Origin of the sequence: Lysinibacillus sp. FSL L8-0312 (assembly GCF_038003285.1) — a bacterium.
Classification (GTDB): Bacteria; Bacillota; Bacilli; order Bacillales_A; family Planococcaceae; genus Lysinibacillus; species Lysinibacillus fusiformis_D.
Genome location: NZ_JBBOOV010000001.1, coordinates 54,639 through 70,954, shown reverse-complemented (window position 1 = coordinate 70,954; position 16,316 = coordinate 54,639). Strand labels below are relative to the sequence as shown.

Genomic DNA, 16,316 nt, shown 5'->3' with positions numbered 1-16,316 from the left:
ATTTACAGTCCTTCTTTCACAGTAAAGATACAATTATCGATTAAGCGTGTTTTACCTATATAGACAGCTGCTGCCAACAGAGCTTGCTGTGTCGTAGCAGTCACGGGTGTTAAATCTGGGTAAGCTAATATTTGGATATAGTCAATCTGACCATGCGTTCGTGCATGAATATGAGCTTTTGCTTTAGCCAGTGCACGCACAGCATCACCATTCGCTAGAAAGCTATCACGTGCCAATTGTAATGCTTCATAGATGGCTGGGGCCTCCTGTCGCTCTGTCTCACTTAAATAGACATTGCGAGAAGATTTCGCTAAACCGTCTTCCTCACGGACAATTGGGACAACACGTATTTCTAATGGGAAATTAAAATCACGTACCATCGTTGCAATAATGGCAACTTGCTGTGCATCCTTTTGTCCAAAATAAGCCCGAGTTGGTTGTGCTAAGTGAAATAATTTCGAGACAATCTGTAACACGCCATCAAAATGGCCTGGACGACTCGCACCACAAAGAATGGTTGCTTGCTCACCAGCCTGTATACGGATGCCACCATCGTGGGGATACATTTCTTCCACACTTGGTGCAAACATAATATCAACACCAACAGACTGTGCCAATGCAGTATCTCTAGGTAAATCACGAGGATAGCTTTCAAAATCTTCATTTGGTCCAAATTGTGTTGGGTTGACGAATATACTCATAACGACTACATCATTTTCAGCACGAGCTGTTTGTGCCAATGTTAAATGACCTTCATGTAAATAGCCCATCGTCGGAACAAGTCCAATGGTTTGATGAGCCTGCTTGGCTGCGTTTATTTCTTCAGCTAATGCTTGTATGGTAGTTACGACTCTCATGCTTGGACGCCCCCATATAACTTATCTAATGCTTCTTCTTTCATCGTAAAGAAATGCTTTGGTGCAGGGAAAGTACCTGCTTTCACAGCTTCAACATAGCGAACCATGCCAGCGCTTGCTTCTTTGCCCATATCGGCAAATTGTTGAACAAACTTCGGCACATGATGTGAGCCGTAGCTTAACATGTCATGATACACCAGCACTTGTCCATCAGCTTCTACTCCTGCACCAATGCCAATGGTCGGAATCATTAAACTAGCGGAGACAACCTCAGTCAGCTGGTGAGGGATACATTCTAATACGACTGCACAAGCACCCGCTTCTTCGCATTGTTTTGCTTCTTCAATTAACGTGGCAGCCTGTTCAGCCGTTTTTCCTTGTACTTTATAACCGCCTAGCACCCCTGCTGACTGTGGCAATAAACCTAAATGAGCAACGACAGGAATACCAGCTGATGTTAATTTACGAATGACAGCAATAACCTCACCCGCTCCCTCTACCTTTAAGGCATCAGCCCCAGTTTGTTGCATCATCGCAATGGCTGTTGTTAATGTTTCATTGACATCGCCATGATAAGAACCGAATGGCATATCCACGACCATAAACGTATCCTTTGCTCCACGTCGAACCGCTTTAGCATGATGAATCATATCCGCTACAGTCACTGGCATTGTAGAATCATAGCCAAGCACGACCATTCCAAGTGAATCACCGACCAGTATCATATCGACACCAGCGTCTTCAGCGAATGTAGCAGCCGGATAATCATAGGCCGTCACCATTACGATTTTTTCGCCTGCTGCTTTCATCTTTAAAAAATCTGTCGTCGTTTTCATGTTGTAGTCCTCCTTTTTTAAGGGAAGAAAACAGAAAAACCCCTCTGTGCCGAAAAAGGACAGAAGGGTAGTGTTTCGTTCATTGGAAAAACCTCATCAAGAGGCAATAGCTTACAAAAAGAAAGCTATTTGAACGTATCGTTTTCTTCCGTCCCTGTCTAAAAAGATCAAGGCAGATATTGGTTAATATGGGATCTTGCGCTTTTGAAGGTGCCGTTCACAATGGATACTGCCCTTCAGCTCATACTATAACAGATTCTCCTACTAATCTTCAAATATTATTTTTTTACAATATCATCGTTTAACGACATTGGTAAAATTTATCTTTTATTAGAATTGACAATTAATGCTATACGTCATATACTATCCACATACTATACGTCATATAATATAAAATGAAGTATAGGTACTATATGTGAGGTGGAGAGATGACATTTCAGCTTGGTTCAGCTTTACTTGATGCTTGTGTATTGGCTATCGTCGATAAAGAGGACGCCTATGGCTATTCTTTAACACAGCAAGTACAATCGGTCATGGAGATTTCGGAGTCTACACTGTACCCAGTATTACGCCGCTTACAAAAAGCACATTACTTAACAACATACGATCAGCCCTATCAAGGTAGAAATAGACGCTATTATCAAATTACAGAGCAAGGACGTATACGATTATTAGAGCTATTAAAAGAATGGCAAGTGTATAAGGAAAAGGTTGATTGTGTACTTTTAGGAGGGAATTTAGATGGATAGAGCAAGCTATTTGAAACAGCTACGAGGAAAATTACGTCGGCTTCCTGCGCATGAGTTAGATGCTGCACTTACTTATTATGAAGAATACTTTGCGGAAGCTGGAGAGGAAAATGAGCAACAGGTCATGTCGCAACTTGGCTCCCCTTCTCATGTCGCCTCACAAATATTAGCTGATTTCGCACTAAAGGATTTGGAAACCTCCTCAGCCAAATCAACGAAAAAGAATATGTCAGCCATTTGGCTCATTATTCTAGCCATATTGTCTGCGCCACTTTCACTGCCATTACTGGCAACAGCTATTGCACTTATTTTTTCATTCGGCGCAGTCATCGTCAGCTTGATCCTGGCTATTATCGCGACAGTCATTAGTATTTTTGCTGGTGGCATCGTAGCCCTTATTTCAGGCTTCTTGATTTTAACAGAGCATTGGCCTACTGCACTGCTCTTTATGGGTGCGGGATTGGTTGTAACGGGCTTAGGTGTCCTACTCTTTCCTTTTGTCACACGTTTTATTAAGAAAACGGTTCTTGTTTCTGTTGAAGCATTAGGAAGACTATTCCACAAAATAACGAAAAAACGGAAAGGGGGCTTCTAAATGACATCTAAAAATACCCTTATCGCCATGACAATGATTGCATTAGGTATTTTACTTGCATTGGTTGGTTATTTTTCGGGCGGTCGCTGGCTTATTTTCAAAGATGCCGACGGTCTTCACGTCCCAAGCCATACAAATCTAGTGAGTCAATCACATGAGTTAGATACGTTTACAAGTATTAATATAGTGAATGACTATGGAGATATTGAAATTATTGCGAGAGATAACGACTATAGATTAGAGACACAGGTCTTTGAGCAGCAAGACGTAACCTATCATATAGACAATGGTGTTTTAACGATTGAAACAAAGGCGAAGAAAAGGGATGGTTTTCAATTTGGCTTTAATAACTTTTCTTCTCCCTCTATCAAGCTCTATGTCCCGAAAGATACAAAAGTAGAGTCAGTTGTAATAGACAGTGATTTTGGTGATACAGCTGTTCGTGGATTACATTATGAGGAGCTTCAACTCATGCAAGATTACGGAGATATTACCTTCACTAACACGACTGGTGACAAAACAGAGATTACACAGTCCTTTGGTGATTTGACGCTCCAACAATATGCTAGTAACGGCATTAGCATTGAAAGTGAGCATGGTGACATCACTATAGATGGTACATTAAATGGTCAATCCACCATTTCTTCTAGCTTTGGCGATATGACACTTCACTTACAAAACAAACAAAGTGATTTAGGCTATGACTTAAAAACTAGTTTCGGTGATATTACGATGGATGGTGAAGAACAAAGTGGCAAGGTGACGCAAGTAACTAATGGTGACCATCAACTGCATGTTTCCTTATCACATGGTGATTTAGATGTATCACTGAAGTAAAGTTGAATTCAAGAAGCTGCAAGAAAAATTCCTTGCAGCTTCTTTTCTATAATATTTTAATGTCCCCTGCATAAATCGTTCGGATTATCCCATTGTCCTGAGTAAGCTGTAAAACGCCATCATCTGTAATTCCACTAGCAATCCCTTCAAAACGTTCACGTAATGTCTTCACCTCTATACGTTGACCAATTGTACAGGATAATTGCTGCCATAGCGTTTTGATACTCGCGAAGCCCTCTTTCACATATAACTCTGTAAATTGTTCTAAATAGTGCAAGATAGATGCCACAAGGGCTGCGCGGTTGATTTCTTCTCCAGCCTCTAATCGTAATGAAGTAGCTATATCTGCTATATCAGGTGAAAAATCAGCTGCTGCTTGGTTCGCATTTATGCCAATCCCAACAAGTAAAGCTTGCACAAGATCAGCCTCTGCCTGCATCTCCGTTAAAATACCTGTACATTTTTTGCCATTAATTAATAAATCGTTGGGCCATTTAATGGCTGGTTCTACATGCTTATATAATGTTTTGATAGCCATTGTAACTGCTACTGCCACCACAAGTGTATAGGAGGATGCCTGTTGGGGGGTAACATCAGGTCGTACAATAATGGTCATCCAAATCCCAGTACCATGTGCAGATTCCCAAGGACGCGCCATACGGCCACGCCCCGCTGTTTGTTCCTCACCAATAATGATCGTACCGTGTGGGGCTCCTTCTTGAGCTAGCTTATGCGCAATCGTTTGTGTAGAATCTACCACATCATAATAATGGATTTCACGTCCAAAATGCGCTGTCTTTAAAAAGAGCTCAATTTGGGTTGGATTCAAGCTATTAGGTACACCCGTCAATACATACCCCTTTTTCTTGATGGTTTCAAATGTATACCCTTCCTCCTGCAATGTCTGCATATGCTTCCAGACAGCCGTCCGAGAGACACCCAAAGAATCTGCTAATTCCTGACCTGAAACTGCTTCACCATCAGCAGCCAGTATTCTTTTTAAAATTTCGTCTTTCATGGAAATTGTCATCTTCACATCAATCCTTTAGTCAACTATGCTATTTTTTATGTAACCTATTTTGTCTTTATCATACTGTAAATCAGTCTAAATGACCACCAAAGATAAAAGCCGTCCCATGTTTCTGAGACGGCTGCTTGTTGTATATTGTGTTAGCCATAAGTCAGCCCCGCTTTCCTAGAAATAGTGCTGCTCTAGCCAGTTTTTAATCTGTTGTCGATCATTTTGGAGTTCATGATGAATAATAGCGCTCAACATGTCCTCCAATGCATCTTTTAGCCATGGTCCACCCTTTTTTCCAGACCATTTTAATAAATCCGCCCCATTCACCACTAAATCTTGCTTTTGCTGAATGGGCAGCATTGCCTGTAATTCTCGAATAGACAGCTGTGGTAGCGCTGCGTCCAATTGGCGAAGCCGTGCAAAATATTGGGCAGCCTCTAACTCTTGTGCTGTGTACATAAAATAATGGGTATTTGTCCATCCCTCTTTTAACGCTTCATATGCGCTCAAAACCGATTTGACAAACGCCATTTCTTTATTAGATAGGCGGTAATCTCTCACTATCTCTCGCCAATCTGTCCCTTGCAGTAAGGCAAAATAAGCCCAGCCCAAGAGCTTGTCCTCTGTATGAAAGCCACGCCAATACTCAGCCTGAAAGTCACCTGGTAAATAGGCAGCCAAACCACTTTCCTCTAATTTTTGAATACCACCAAAAACTGCTTGTCCTACCCATAGCTTATCGAGCTCTGCTTTGATCCGTTCCCTTGCGATAAAAGCAATATCAGATGCTCTAGTTTGAATCGCAGACATTGTATCTGCTGCTATGGCAAAATCAAGCTGTGCTGAAAAGCGTACCGCTCGCAGCATGCGTAAAGCGTCTTCTGAAAAACGTTGTTGTGCATCTCCTACTGCTCGAATCATATGCTTTTCAATATCTTGGTAACCACCGTAATAATCCACATAAGAGCCATCAAGACGCATTGCAATGGCATTCATCGTAAAGTCTCGACGTTGTAAATCTTCTTGCAGTGAACGTACAAATTGTACTTTTTCTGGACGACGGTGATCCGTGTATTCCCCGTCTGTCCGATAGGTAGTCACTTCAACAGGTCCAGCGGGTACGATAACAAGTACCGTCCCATGCTGAATCCCAATATCTACAGTTCGTGGAAATACCGATTTCACTTCTTCAGGCAAGGCATTTGTAGCAACATCTACATCATGAGCTGGGCGATTAAGTAAAGTATCCCTTACAGCGCCACCCACAATAACTGCCTCATAGCCAGCCTGTTCTAGTTGTTCAATGACTGAATAGGCTGCCTGCCATTCTTTATTGTTTTGCATGATTTCTTTCCGCAACCTTCTCATACATTTTTTCATATTGTTCAACAATTTTAGATGAGTGGAATTTGTTATCTACTGCACGGATGGCCGCTTCCCGGAAACGCAATAATAGCTCTTCATCCTGCAGTAAATGGGTCGCATACGCTGCAACTGCATCTGTGTCCCCTAATTCCACAATATAGCCATCTACACCATGTTCAATAACTTCTGGTATACCGCCTACATTTGACCCAATACAAGGTACGCCACAAGCCATTGCTTCTAATAAAACCAGTCCAAACGATTCCTGCTGTGAAAGTAGTAGTTTCATATCGCTAATCGCATATAATTCTGCTAAATTTTCCTGTTTCCCTAAAAATAAAACATCCTTCATATACAGACTTTCCTTTACTTGATCCATGACACGATGCTTTTCTGGACCATCTCCTACCAATAAGAGTTTCGCCTTCATATTAGCCCGAATTTTCATAAAGGCATCTATAATATCCGGAAGATTCTTAATTTTACGGAAGTTTGACACATGAATAAGCACTTTTTCATCTTCTTGAATACCAAATTGCTCTTTTAAATTTCCTGAATTACGAGGATAGTACTCACGCTCATCCACAAAGTTATAAATCGTTTCAATTGGTTTTACTGTATCAATCAATTCATAGGTTTGTTCTTTTAATGCATGTGACACCGTTGTCACAATATCAGATTTATCAATTCCATACTTAATGGCTTGTGACAACGTAGAATCTTGCCCAAGCACCGATATATCTGTGCCATGAAGGGTTGTGACGATGCCAACATCTCGACCACTCATTTCACGTGCTAATACCGCACATACCGCATGTGGGATGGCATAATGCACATGCAACACATCCAACTCTTCATCCTTAATGACGTCTGCCATTTTACTCGCTAATGCAATATCGTATGGAGAATATTGAAACACTGAATAATTATTAACTTCGACTTCATGGAAAAAGACGGTTGGATAAATTTTATTCAATCGAAATGGTACGCTTGAGGTGATGAAATGAATTTCATGTCCTCTTTCTGCAAGCATTTTGCCTAATTCTGTTGCAATGACACCAGAGCCACCAACTGTAGGATAACAGGTAATGCCGATTTTTAGCTTTTTCATTCGATGATCATCCTTTCTAAATCACGTCTTTTATTAGTTACGTCTTTCTTGTATCAGTCTCCAATCCACAAAGCCCTCTTGTAGGCCTTTTAATAATATTTCTGCTGTTCCCATATTTGTTGCCAGTGGCACTTGGTAAACATCACAAAGACGGATAAGTGCAGAAACATCTGGCTCATGTGGTTGTGCTGTTAATGGATCACGGAAAAAAATAACCATGTCCATATCGTTATTGGCAATCATAGCACCAATTTGTTGGTCGCCACCAAGCGGCCCCGAACGAAAACGTGTGACTTCTAAACCAGTAGCTTCAATGACACGTTGTCCCGTTGTTCCAGTAGCATATAGCGTATGTTCAAGTAAAATATCTTTGTAAGCAATAGCAAACTGTACTAAATTGTCTTTTTTACGATCATGTGCAATCAATGCGATTTTCATATAGCTTCCATCCCAATCTTTAGATGATGTTTTCTAAACCATAAACAAGCTGATCCATTTTCATAACCTCTTCTATGCAAAATGCAACGCCTGACATGAAGGAGTTTCGGTTTAATGAATCATGGCGAATCGTCAGTAGCTGCCCATCTCCTCCAAATAATACTTGCTGGTGTGCCACTAAACCAGGTAAACGAACGGAGTGAATGCGCATGCCATCAAAGTCTCCACCTCTTGCACCTTTAATGGTTTCCTGTTCCTCTGGGTGTCCTTGAGTCTTTTGCATACGGGCCTCTTGTATTAGCTGTGCTGTTTTTAACGCTGTCCCAGATGGTGCATCGAGCTTTTGATCATGGTGCATTTCAATAACCTCTACATCTGGTAAGTATTTGGCCGCTTCTTTTGCAAATTTCATCATTAGGATAGCGCCAATCGCAAAGTTTGGTGCAATAATGCAACCCAACTCTTTTTCTTTGGCCATGGCTGATAATTCTTCTAGTTGTGTATCTGTAAATCCTGTTGTACCAATTACAGGTCGTACATTTAAATTCAATGCTTCCTTAGTATGCTTATAGACTGCATGTGGGTTGGTTAAATCTACTAATACATCTGGTGCAGTGACTTCTACAAGGTCATGCATTTCAGTAAATATAGGTACCGTATAGCTTGCTGGAAACATGTCTAAATCAGCTAATGTTTTTCCTACTTCCTTATAATCTAGTACAGCTACTAATTCCATTTTGTCATGTTTCATGACCGTATGTACAGCCTCAGCCCCCATTTTTCCTCTTGCACCCGCAATGGCTACACGAATCGACATCATTCTTCATCCTTTCTAGTCCAACGATCCTTATCTCTAGTTTCAAATTTATGTATGACGCGTAAAAGTGCTTCATCTAGTTTAATACCTTGTGCATTTGCAAAACATACTAGTACAAAGAGAAAATCTCCTAGCTCTTCTTCAATGCTATTTGTGTCCTCTGTGCTTTTTTTCTTTTTTTGGCCATATACATCCTGAACCTCACGTGACAGTTCACCTAATTCTTCTGTTAAACGCGCAAGTAGCTCAAATGGTGGGAAATAGCCTTCTTTAAATTGTCCTATATAATCATCAACACGCTGTTGCAATGCTTGCATTGTTAATTGATCTGTCATTATCATCACGCTCCTATTTACCATCCTATAAAATTTACACCATTGTTGTCAAAACCAATAAAATGTCAGATAATAGATAACATTACTTCATTTGTTTGGAACTACAGGAGGTCAAATGCTAAAACAGATTAAAATTCGTAATATTATCGCAATTATGCTCGGAGCCGCCGTTTTTAGCTTCGGCTTTGTTCACTTCAACATCCAAAATCAGCTGGGTGAAGGTGGGCTAAGTGGGATTACACTCATACTGTACTTTACATTAGGATGGGACCCCGCCTTAATGAACCTATTATTAAATATTCCCATGTTTATCATAGGTTATCGATTGCTTGGAAAGAAATCATTTGTCTATACACTTGTCGGCACTTTATCTGTCTCTCTTTTTCTAAAGATTTTTCAAAAATACCAATTTACCATTCATTTAGAGGATGACATGTTACTTGTGGCACTTTTTGCTGGTGTCTTCGTCGGACTTGGACTTGGTATTGTTTTTCGCTTTGGCGGCACTACAGGTGGAGTCGATATTTTGGCTCGGCTTGGTCATAAATATTTTGGCTGGAGTATGGGGAAAACTATGTTTGTCTTCGATGCCATTGTCATCATCCTTTCGTGGCTAACGTTCTTAGATGCTCGATCGATGATGTATACACTAGTTGCTGTATTTGTAGGTGCTCGTGTTATTGACTTTGTCCAAGAAGGTGCCTACGCTGCACGTGGTGCTCTTATTATATCTGAAAAGTCTGGTGCAATTGCTGAAACGATCGCGCTACGAATGGAGCGAGGGATAACGATCTTAGAAGGTCATGGTCATTTTACCAAACAGCCTAAAGAAGTGATCTATTGTGTCATTGGCCGCAATGAAGTTGTACGATTAAAATCAATTGTGCATGAAGTCGACCCGCACGCCTTTGTTTCCATTATAGAAGTACGAGATGTGGCTGGGGAAGGCTTCACCTTAGACGATCAAAAGCAGCCACTGCATTAAGCATACGAAGATAAAAAACTTGCTATAGTGGTGTACCACTATAACAAGTTTTTTCTTAGTCGTCGCTACGCATATTTGTAAAAATTAACACTAAACGTAATAACTCAAGTACGGCTACTGCTGCCGCCGCTACATATGTTAGCGCTGCTGCACTTAACACTTTTCGTGCCGGACGTTCTTCTTCATTTGTAACAATACCTAATGAATTCATTTGAACTAAGGCACGCTTTGAAGCATCGAATTCCACTGGCAGTGTCACTAATTGGAAAACAACACCTGCTGCTAATAATATGATACCTAACAGCAAGAAATTCGTACTACTTGCAAAAATACCAATCATTACAAAAATCCAAGACATATTAGACGAAATATTTGCTACGGGAACGAGCTTACTACGTAATGTAAGCATAGAATAAGCTTCTTTATGTTGGATGGCGTGACCTACCTCATGGGCAGCAACCGCAGCACCTGCAACACTCGCTTCATAAAAGTTACTTTCTGATAAAGCAACTGTTTTTGTTGCCGGATTATAATGATCAGACAACACACCTTGCGTTGGCACAACTCGTACATCATATAAGCCGTTCGCATCTAAAATCGCACGCGCTACCTCTGCACCAGTCTGCCCCTTCATTGTACGTTGTTTTGCAAACTTCTTATACGTCCCCTTTACCTTCATCTGTGCATAAAGTGGGAGCAGCATAATAATGGCAAAATAAACAATATACATGCTAGTTGACAATTTTCTAACCCCTTTCTACCTCAATACTATAATTCTATAATTTATACCTTAATTCGGCAAATATTTGCGCTGCCTAATTGAGAAAATCGCAAGAAAAATACACGCAATGGATAACCAAAACGTAAAGTAACCAATATAGCTTGTGTATTGAGCTAAATCTCGATACATAGGCATTTGACCAAACACATAGTCAATGACATCATTATGCAATGTCCACACTGCTGCTATAGCTACATGCCAATAAGTGAAGACATACTTCTTCAAATAAAGTATAGCTTGGACTGCCATAGCAAAATGCGATCCAACTAACATCCAGCCCTGCCAGCCAATGGTACCAGTTTCAATCAATGTCCAAATATTCATAACATCTGCCCAAAGACCATACTTCACCAATGTAACGAGAGCGAGCACCTCCATTAGTGGCCAGCTTTTTCCTATAATCCATGCTATCAGCACAAAACAGAAGAATAGGCTAGCTGTCGGGCTATCAGGAACAAAAATATAAAAAATCGGCTTGGTAATAGCCAGCTGCCAACCGTACCAATAATAGCCGTAAATTGTCCCTAATAGATTAATAATGAGCAGTGCTAATAAGAATGATTTATGGGTCAGAAGATACCAAATATTTGCTCTTGTTAGTTGCATGAAGTCAACTCCTTCCGTTCTTAAAAAACATTCGTTATGTATTGTTCTGAAATCCTAGAGCAATCCCTCTACATTTCAATTGTTCCTCACCATCAATATGTGTTAGTTTGTTGATTTAATGCGCTTATTTGTCCCATTAATTTTGCCGCTGATGCTTCACTTTCGATACAACTAATACTTGCTGAATCCAGACAAAATAATATTTTTCGACATTTTTCGCTAAAAATTCTTATACCAGGGAACCTTTTAACTTGGCTCTCAGTCCCAATAGTATAACAAGGTAGAAAAAAAGAGCCAGTTCCCTGACTCTTTTACTATTACTCTGCTTTTAAACTTTCGATGAATTCAGCAAGTTTTTGAAGATCTTCATCTGAACCTGTCCATAATCCTGGTGGCATTTTACCGCTCTCAGTACCGTTATGAGCAATGTCCTTAATTTGATCAGCAGTTAAACCTGTGTTCATTAGAGTAGGCGCTCCAGCTCCACCTTCTAAACCTTCACCGTGACATGTAATACATGCTGAACCAGCGTAAACTTTATAACCTTCTGATTCTTTATCGAACTCAACTGTTTCTACAATCGCACCCATAGCTTTTTGAGCTTCCCAGTCGTGGTTAACAACTGACTCCCAAGTTAGGTAGAACATAGCAGCTAAAGTTAATAACATGAACGCTGTTGGTAATGGACGTTTAGATGGACGACGTTCTGGACCCTTGTCTAAAAATGGCATTAATAATAGCGCTCCAAATGCAAGACCTGGAATTACAATAGCTCCGATTACATTGTATGGACCAGAAGCAAATGAGTATTTTAAAAGTTGATACATAAATAAGAAGTACCAGTCCGGTAGCGGTGTATATGCTCTAGTTGGATCTGCCGGCCCTTCAAGTGGTGACGGGTGAGCGACAGTTAATAATAAGTATCCAATTAAAAATACAGCACCTACCATCCATTCCTTCAGTAAGAAGTTCGGCCAGAAAGCTTCCGTCTTACCTGGATATTCGGAATAATCCTTTGGAACATTCGGCATTCTGTGATTCGCTTTAATACGAGAATCGCCGACAAATTTCATTCCTTTTCCGCGATGCATAGTGTCCCCTCCTTTTAAAGATCATCGAACCGTCAAGACAATTACAACGGTCCTGAAATTCCTTGACGACGAATCATGATAAAGTGCGCTGCAAGTAACCCAAACAATACTGCAGGTAAGAAGAATACATGAATCGCAAAGAATCGAGTTAACGTTTGAGCACCAAGAATCGTAGTGTCACCCGCTAATAATATTTTAATCATCCCACCGATAAACGGTACAGATGCAGCAATTTCGATACCTACTTTAGTAGCGAATAATGCTTTCATATCCCATGGTAATAAGTATCCTGTAAAGCCAAGACCCATCATTACACCAAAAATACCTACACCAACCATCCAGTTTAACTCACGAGGTTTTTTATAAGAACCTGTGAAGAATACACGAAGTGTATGTAAGAACATCATTACGATAACTAATGAAGCTCCCCAGTGGTGCATACCGCGTACGATTTCACCAAATGCTACTTCGTTTTGTAAATAATAAACTGATTTCCAGGCATTCACAACGTCTGGTACATAGTACATTGTTAGGAACATACCAGATAGAATTTGAATTACTGTGATGAAGAATGTTAATCCACCAAAGCAATAAACGAATGCTGAAAAATGATGTGCAGGGTTAACGTGCTCTGGCACTTCGTGGTCGGCAATATCACGCCAAATCGGTGTAATATCTAGGCGTTCATCGACCCAATCATAAATTTTATTTAGCACTGTTGTCGTACCCCCTTACTTATTTAACTAGAGTATTTGCTTTTGCTGGACCAATCATTAAATAGCCATCTTTTTCTTGTACTTCAAATTCATCCAACGGACCTAGAGGCGGTGTACCTGCAACGTTTTTCCCGTTTTTCTCGTAACGACCTGCGTGACATGGGCAGAAGAATTGATCTGGGTGTCCAGAATCTCCACTCCAATCAACCATACATCCTAAATGCTTACAAACAGGTGATAGAGCAATGATTTGATCGCCATTTTTATAAACCCACGCTACGTTTGTAACATTCGATTTGTACCATGCATCCACTTGCTCGAATGAAAAGTCAACTTTGACAGGCTCTTCAGTGAGGTCAGCGATTTTATGCTCTGTTTCTACAAAATCTCCACCATCATGCTTTTGTAACACTGGATCAATTGCAAAGCGAAGCATCGGCATTAACATACCTGCCGCCATAAATCCACCTACACCAGTAAGAGTATAACTTAGAAATTGACGACGTGAAACTCGATTATTACTCATTATTTTCCCCCCTCTAACTTAAAGGTCAGTCCAACGGACATACTTTTACAAATAGTAATACTAGGACATATATATGATATATCAAGTCCATAGCTTGGTCAATATAGCATTCTGTGGAAAGCTGGAGAATGTGAACATTTATTGAAACTAATTGTTAAATCTGTGCCCATTTAGTCGAAAGCATTGGAATCACCTGGCGTAATTGATCTTCTAAAATAGATTTTTTCACACTTGCATCCATGCTCTCTAACGGAATAGCTGGTAACCAAACTATATTGACTTTCTCTTCACTCTTTGTCCAATAGTGGTCACAAGTAATGAAGAACACATGCTTAAATCCAGCATTATGTAATTGTGCTTCTAATTGCTGTGGAAATTCATCGTTTTTTAAATTTGTCATATAAGAAAATGGTGGCATAACTAATAAACGGCCTTTGAACTGTTGCTCTATAAACGAAGTTAAAGACATAACAAAATCTACTTCGGCACCACTCTGTTTCATTTTTTCAGAAGAGAGATCGATGGATACAAGTGGAACAATAGCGGTATCAATGAAATCCTTCTGTGCCAGAAACGATGTCACATCGTTTGCATTAAAATACATTCAACAAACCTCCTTTTATCGCAAAATAAAAATGCCCTTATCCACTCTAAAATAGGATACCCAATTAAAAGTGAAAACAATCATTCATTCACTAGTAATGTTACCATATTGAAGTGGATAAAGGACATTCAATTTTTACCTATGATTAACGTAAATTAGCCGTTTCCTTTAATGCTTGTAACAAATTAGACAATTCATAAAAGCGTTCTTCATCTCCCTGGTCGAGGGCTTCATCAATTTGTGCGAGTAATTTTTCTTCTTGGAATACGAGTAAGCTATTGGAAAGCAGCTCTTCTGCCAGTAAACGATCTTTTTCACTGACTAGCAGTGTTTCTGGCATATAAGGGTTTTCTTCGAGAACTGCTAAGTATTGTGCACTTGGTGGTATATTTGGAAAATTCAATTGTATATACATATCTTCTTGTTCATGTAAGCGTAAATCATGGAAAGACTTCTCAGCATCTGCTGTCATCACATTGCCTTTGTAGAAACGAAAAGGTACACCTGTTGAGTCTACTGTCGACATCACCATCGCTCTAGGACAATAGTGAGCTTCTTCCACAAATCGGATTCTTTTTAGTAAGTCATCATTGCTTAATAAATAATTTAAAATCCATACACACTCACGACGTTTCAATTGATAATTTTTTAAAAACCATCGAACAAATGCTTTTTTATCAACAACTGATACAGAAGCAGTCATACCCACTCCCTCCTTTACTCAAATTCTAAGGCTTCTAACTTCTCTTGCCACTCTGGTTCACCCGGTTGAATGTTGATTAATTGTCCAAGAACCTCTTTTGCCTCTGAACGTTTTCCTTCCTCTAATAAGAAGTAAACATATTTTTCTAAAAATGTTGCGTCTTCCTTAAAATCATTATATGCCAAACGGTAAAATTCGTATGCACAGTCGTACAATTCTAAATTTTCATATGCCTCTGCTGCAAATGGATATAATGTGCTCCATTCAAAATCATTTTGCTGTAGCGTTTCAAATAATTCGATAACATCCTCATGACGCTCCTGTTGTCCCAACACAGAAATAAGGGCTAATACCGCCTCCATGTACTCAGGATCCAACGCTATAGCTTCTCGCAGATGTTGCTCCGCTTCTTCTGGCAAACCATTTTTCAACGCCATTTTACCAGCAAATAAATACAATGATTTATCATATTCATCGCGTTTTAGCCCCTCTTGAATGGCCCCATAAGCTTTTTTATTATCCTCTGTCATAGCATAGCTTTCCGCAAGCAATAAATAGGCTGAGAAGTAATCCGGATCTAATTCTTTCAATTCCTCTAGTTGTTTAATAGCCATCTCGTACTTTTGTGATTGGAAAGCGGAATAAGCCGCTCCAAATAAAATATCTGGCTTTACCTCATCCTCAAGGGCCTTGACATAATAATCAAAAGCCGTTTCATAGGCAGCCCCTGCACGATACACCTCTGCCAATCGTTCAACAAGTTGAATACCTGCAAATTCATTTTGCTGCTCATATAAGTCTTCGTACAACCTTGCAGCTTCTAAAAAACGACCTGTTTCAAATAAAAGTTCTGCTTTAGCAAAATGTAATAACGGCTCGTCAGGTAAAATTGCTAATGCTTCATTTATACGTTTTTCTGCAACCTCAAATAACCCCTGCATTTGATAATAATCGGCTAGAACTAATAAGGCTTGCGGATATTCTGGTGATGCTTCTTCGATTTCTAATAATAAATCCAATGCTTCATCTTCATCACCAAGCTCCATTAATACATTTGCACGATCTATTTTTAACTGTGCCTCTTCTGGGAATAAAAATTGTAAATGCTCCAGCACACGGTCAGCTTCTTTCATGTACCCATACTGCATAAAAATCTCAGCGAGTGCATAAATCTCCTCAGGTAGCTCCTTCGTTAAAAATGATTCTAGTAGCTGATCTATTAATGCTAAGTCCCCTTGTTCAAGTGCTTGCATCATTTCAGTCATCGCATTGTTCACAGTCATTCACCTATTCTTTCATTGATACCTTTATGCTACAAAACATTTACCATTGAAACAAGAAAA

General features: G+C 39.9%; 20 protein-coding genes. 4 read left to right on the top strand and 16 right to left on the bottom strand.

Going from position 1 to position 16,316, the window contains the following annotated elements; translation table 11 throughout:
• Positions 1 to 2 precede the first annotated feature (2 nt).
• Positions 3 to 857 (bottom strand): pantoate--beta-alanine ligase, encoded by an 855-nt coding sequence (panC, locus tag MHI22_RS00400; RefSeq protein WP_036124514.1) that lies wholly within the window; start codon positions 855 to 857, stop codon positions 3 to 5.
• Positions 854 to 1,693: a 3-methyl-2-oxobutanoate hydroxymethyltransferase gene (gene panB / locus MHI22_RS00395; protein WP_271912793.1), complete on the bottom strand. Its 840-nt coding sequence runs from the start codon at positions 1,691 to 1,693 to the stop codon at positions 854 to 856. Before panB ends, panC begins: the two co-directional genes overlap by 4 nt.
• 428 nt (positions 1,694 to 2,121) lie before the next feature.
• Here panB and MHI22_RS00390 point away from each other — a divergent pair, with 428 nt between their 5' ends.
• The 3 genes from MHI22_RS00390 to MHI22_RS00380 are packed head-to-tail and all read left to right on the top strand — an operon-like array spanning position 2,122 to position 3,874.
• Positions 2,122 to 2,442: a PadR family transcriptional regulator gene (locus MHI22_RS00390; RefSeq protein WP_036124518.1), complete on the top strand. Its 321-nt coding sequence runs from the start codon at positions 2,122 to 2,124 to the stop codon at positions 2,440 to 2,442.
• Positions 2,435 to 3,037, top strand: coding sequence for a DUF1700 domain-containing protein (locus tag MHI22_RS00385; protein WP_036124520.1), 603 nt, complete (start codon positions 2,435 to 2,437; stop codon positions 3,035 to 3,037). The genes MHI22_RS00390 and MHI22_RS00385 overlap by 8 nt, the downstream gene beginning before the upstream one ends.
• Entirely contained in the window at positions 3,038 to 3,874 is an 837-nt protein-coding gene (locus MHI22_RS00380; RefSeq protein ID WP_271912790.1) for a DUF4097 family beta strand repeat-containing protein, read from the top strand.
• Between the two features lie 46 nt (positions 3,875 to 3,920).
• Here MHI22_RS00380 and MHI22_RS00375 read toward each other — a convergent pair whose 3' ends face one another.
• From MHI22_RS00375 to MHI22_RS00350, 6 genes are all read right to left on the bottom strand, one after another.
• Positions 3,921 to 4,904 carry a biotin--[acetyl-CoA-carboxylase] ligase gene (locus tag MHI22_RS00375; protein WP_036124524.1) on the bottom strand — a complete coding sequence of 328 codons (984 nt, stop codon included), beginning with the start codon at positions 4,902 to 4,904 and terminating at the stop codon, positions 3,921 to 3,923.
• Between the two features lie 165 nt (positions 4,905 to 5,069).
• Entirely contained in the window at positions 5,070 to 6,239 is a 1,170-nt protein-coding gene (locus MHI22_RS00370) for a CCA tRNA nucleotidyltransferase (RefSeq protein WP_036124526.1), read from the bottom strand.
• Positions 6,226 to 7,371 (bottom strand): N-acetyl-alpha-D-glucosaminyl L-malate synthase BshA, encoded by a 1,146-nt coding sequence (gene bshA / locus MHI22_RS00365; RefSeq protein ID WP_101966333.1) that lies wholly within the window; start codon positions 7,369 to 7,371, stop codon positions 6,226 to 6,228. The genes MHI22_RS00370 and bshA overlap by 14 nt, the downstream gene beginning before the upstream one ends.
• 33 nt (positions 7,372 to 7,404) lie before the next feature.
• Positions 7,405 to 7,809, bottom strand: coding sequence for a methylglyoxal synthase (gene mgsA, locus MHI22_RS00360; RefSeq protein WP_036124530.1), 405 nt, complete (start codon positions 7,807 to 7,809; stop codon positions 7,405 to 7,407).
• Positions 7,810 to 7,828: 19 nt separating this feature from the next.
• On the bottom strand, positions 7,829 to 8,626 hold the full coding sequence (dapB, locus tag MHI22_RS00355) for a 4-hydroxy-tetrahydrodipicolinate reductase (RefSeq protein ID WP_036124532.1): 798 nt from the start codon (positions 8,624 to 8,626) through the stop codon (positions 7,829 to 7,831).
• Positions 8,626 to 8,961, bottom strand: a complete 336-nt coding sequence (locus tag MHI22_RS00350) for a nucleotide pyrophosphohydrolase (RefSeq protein ID WP_036124534.1) — start codon at positions 8,959 to 8,961, stop codon at positions 8,626 to 8,628. Before MHI22_RS00350 ends, dapB begins: the two co-directional genes overlap by 1 nt.
• Positions 8,962 to 9,076: 115 nt before the next feature.
• On the opposite strand from MHI22_RS00350, the gene MHI22_RS00345 reads away from it, so the two are divergent.
• Complete coding sequence (locus MHI22_RS00345) at positions 9,077 to 9,946, top strand: YitT family protein (RefSeq protein WP_004232676.1); 870 nt, start codon at positions 9,077 to 9,079, stop codon at positions 9,944 to 9,946.
• A gap of 55 nt (positions 9,947 to 10,001) precedes the next feature.
• Here MHI22_RS00345 and MHI22_RS00340 read toward each other — a convergent pair whose 3' ends face one another.
• From MHI22_RS00340 to MHI22_RS00305, 8 genes are all read right to left on the bottom strand, one after another.
• Complete coding sequence (locus tag MHI22_RS00340; RefSeq protein ID WP_058844265.1) at positions 10,002 to 10,676, bottom strand: zinc metallopeptidase; 675 nt, start codon at positions 10,674 to 10,676, stop codon at positions 10,002 to 10,004.
• 60 nt (positions 10,677 to 10,736) lie between these two features.
• Complete coding sequence (locus MHI22_RS00335) at positions 10,737 to 11,333, bottom strand: DUF1405 domain-containing protein (protein ID WP_249646082.1); 597 nt, start codon at positions 11,331 to 11,333, stop codon at positions 10,737 to 10,739.
• Between the two features lie 317 nt (positions 11,334 to 11,650).
• On the bottom strand, positions 11,651 to 12,424 hold the full coding sequence (locus tag MHI22_RS00330) for a menaquinol-cytochrome c reductase cytochrome b/c subunit (RefSeq protein ID WP_036123182.1): 774 nt from the start codon (positions 12,422 to 12,424) through the stop codon (positions 11,651 to 11,653).
• 41 nt (positions 12,425 to 12,465) lie between these two features.
• Entirely contained in the window at positions 12,466 to 13,140 is a 675-nt protein-coding gene (qcrB, locus tag MHI22_RS00325) for a menaquinol-cytochrome c reductase cytochrome b subunit (protein WP_036123184.1), read from the bottom strand.
• 19 nt (positions 13,141 to 13,159) lie between these two features.
• Positions 13,160 to 13,666: a QcrA and Rieske domain-containing protein gene (locus MHI22_RS00320; RefSeq protein WP_036123187.1), complete on the bottom strand. Its 507-nt coding sequence runs from the start codon at positions 13,664 to 13,666 to the stop codon at positions 13,160 to 13,162.
• A 154-nt stretch (positions 13,667 to 13,820) separates the two neighbouring features.
• The gene (locus MHI22_RS00315) at positions 13,821 to 14,270 is read right to left on the bottom strand and encodes a YpiF family protein (protein ID WP_036123190.1); all 450 of its coding nucleotides are present in this window, start codon (positions 14,268 to 14,270) and stop codon (positions 13,821 to 13,823) included.
• 145 nt (positions 14,271 to 14,415) lie between these two features.
• Positions 14,416 to 14,973 (bottom strand): ReoY family proteolytic degradation factor, encoded by a 558-nt coding sequence (locus tag MHI22_RS00310; protein WP_036123193.1) that lies wholly within the window; start codon positions 14,971 to 14,973, stop codon positions 14,416 to 14,418.
• A 14-nt stretch (positions 14,974 to 14,987) separates the two neighbouring features.
• Positions 14,988 to 16,256 (bottom strand): tetratricopeptide repeat protein, encoded by a 1,269-nt coding sequence (locus MHI22_RS00305; protein ID WP_340810783.1) that lies wholly within the window; start codon positions 16,254 to 16,256, stop codon positions 14,988 to 14,990.
• Positions 16,257 to 16,316 lie beyond the last annotated feature (60 nt).

What these genes read in the sequence shown, in the direction of transcription:
- panC (WP_036124514.1), bottom strand. Translation starts at nt 857, where the DNA reads ATGAGAGTCGTAACTACCATACAAGCATTAGCTGAAGAAATAAACGCA.
- panB (WP_271912793.1), bottom strand. Translation starts at nt 1,693, where the DNA reads ATGAAAACGACGACAGATTTTTTAAAGATGAAAGCAGCAGGCGAAAAA.
- MHI22_RS00390 (WP_036124518.1), top strand. Translation starts at nt 2,122, where the DNA reads ATGACATTTCAGCTTGGTTCAGCTTTACTTGATGCTTGTGTATTGGCT.
- MHI22_RS00385 (WP_036124520.1), top strand. Translation starts at nt 2,435, where the DNA reads ATGGATAGAGCAAGCTATTTGAAACAGCTACGAGGAAAATTACGTCGG.
- MHI22_RS00380 (WP_271912790.1), top strand. Translation starts at nt 3,038, where the DNA reads ATGACATCTAAAAATACCCTTATCGCCATGACAATGATTGCATTAGGT.
- MHI22_RS00375 (WP_036124524.1), bottom strand. Translation starts at nt 4,904, where the DNA reads ATGACAATTTCCATGAAAGACGAAATTTTAAAAAGAATACTGGCTGCT.
- MHI22_RS00370 (WP_036124526.1), bottom strand. Translation starts at nt 6,239, where the DNA reads ATGCAAAACAATAAAGAATGGCAGGCAGCCTATTCAGTCATTGAACAA.
- bshA (WP_101966333.1), bottom strand. Translation starts at nt 7,371, where the DNA reads ATGAAAAAGCTAAAAATCGGCATTACCTGTTATCCTACAGTTGGTGGC.
- mgsA (WP_036124530.1), bottom strand. Translation starts at nt 7,809, where the DNA reads ATGAAAATCGCATTGATTGCACATGATCGTAAAAAAGACAATTTAGTA.
- dapB (WP_036124532.1), bottom strand. Translation starts at nt 8,626, where the DNA reads ATGTCGATTCGTGTAGCCATTGCGGGTGCAAGAGGAAAAATGGGGGCT.
- MHI22_RS00350 (WP_036124534.1), bottom strand. Translation starts at nt 8,961, where the DNA reads ATGACAGATCAATTAACAATGCAAGCATTGCAACAGCGTGTTGATGAT.
- MHI22_RS00345 (WP_004232676.1), top strand. Translation starts at nt 9,077, where the DNA reads ATGCTAAAACAGATTAAAATTCGTAATATTATCGCAATTATGCTCGGA.
- MHI22_RS00340 (WP_058844265.1), bottom strand. Translation starts at nt 10,676, where the DNA reads ATGTATATTGTTTATTTTGCCATTATTATGCTGCTCCCACTTTATGCA.
- MHI22_RS00335 (WP_249646082.1), bottom strand. Translation starts at nt 11,333, where the DNA reads ATGCAACTAACAAGAGCAAATATTTGGTATCTTCTGACCCATAAATCA.
- MHI22_RS00330 (WP_036123182.1), bottom strand. Translation starts at nt 12,424, where the DNA reads ATGCATCGCGGAAAAGGAATGAAATTTGTCGGCGATTCTCGTATTAAA.
- MHI22_RS00320 (WP_036123187.1), bottom strand. Translation starts at nt 13,666, where the DNA reads ATGAGTAATAATCGAGTTTCACGTCGTCAATTTCTAAGTTATACTCTT.
- MHI22_RS00315 (WP_036123190.1), bottom strand. Translation starts at nt 14,270, where the DNA reads ATGTATTTTAATGCAAACGATGTGACATCGTTTCTGGCACAGAAGGAT.
- MHI22_RS00310 (WP_036123193.1), bottom strand. Translation starts at nt 14,973, where the DNA reads ATGACTGCTTCTGTATCAGTTGTTGATAAAAAAGCATTTGTTCGATGG.
- MHI22_RS00305 (WP_340810783.1), bottom strand. Translation starts at nt 16,256, where the DNA reads ATGACTGTGAACAATGCGATGACTGAAATGATGCAAGCACTTGAACAA.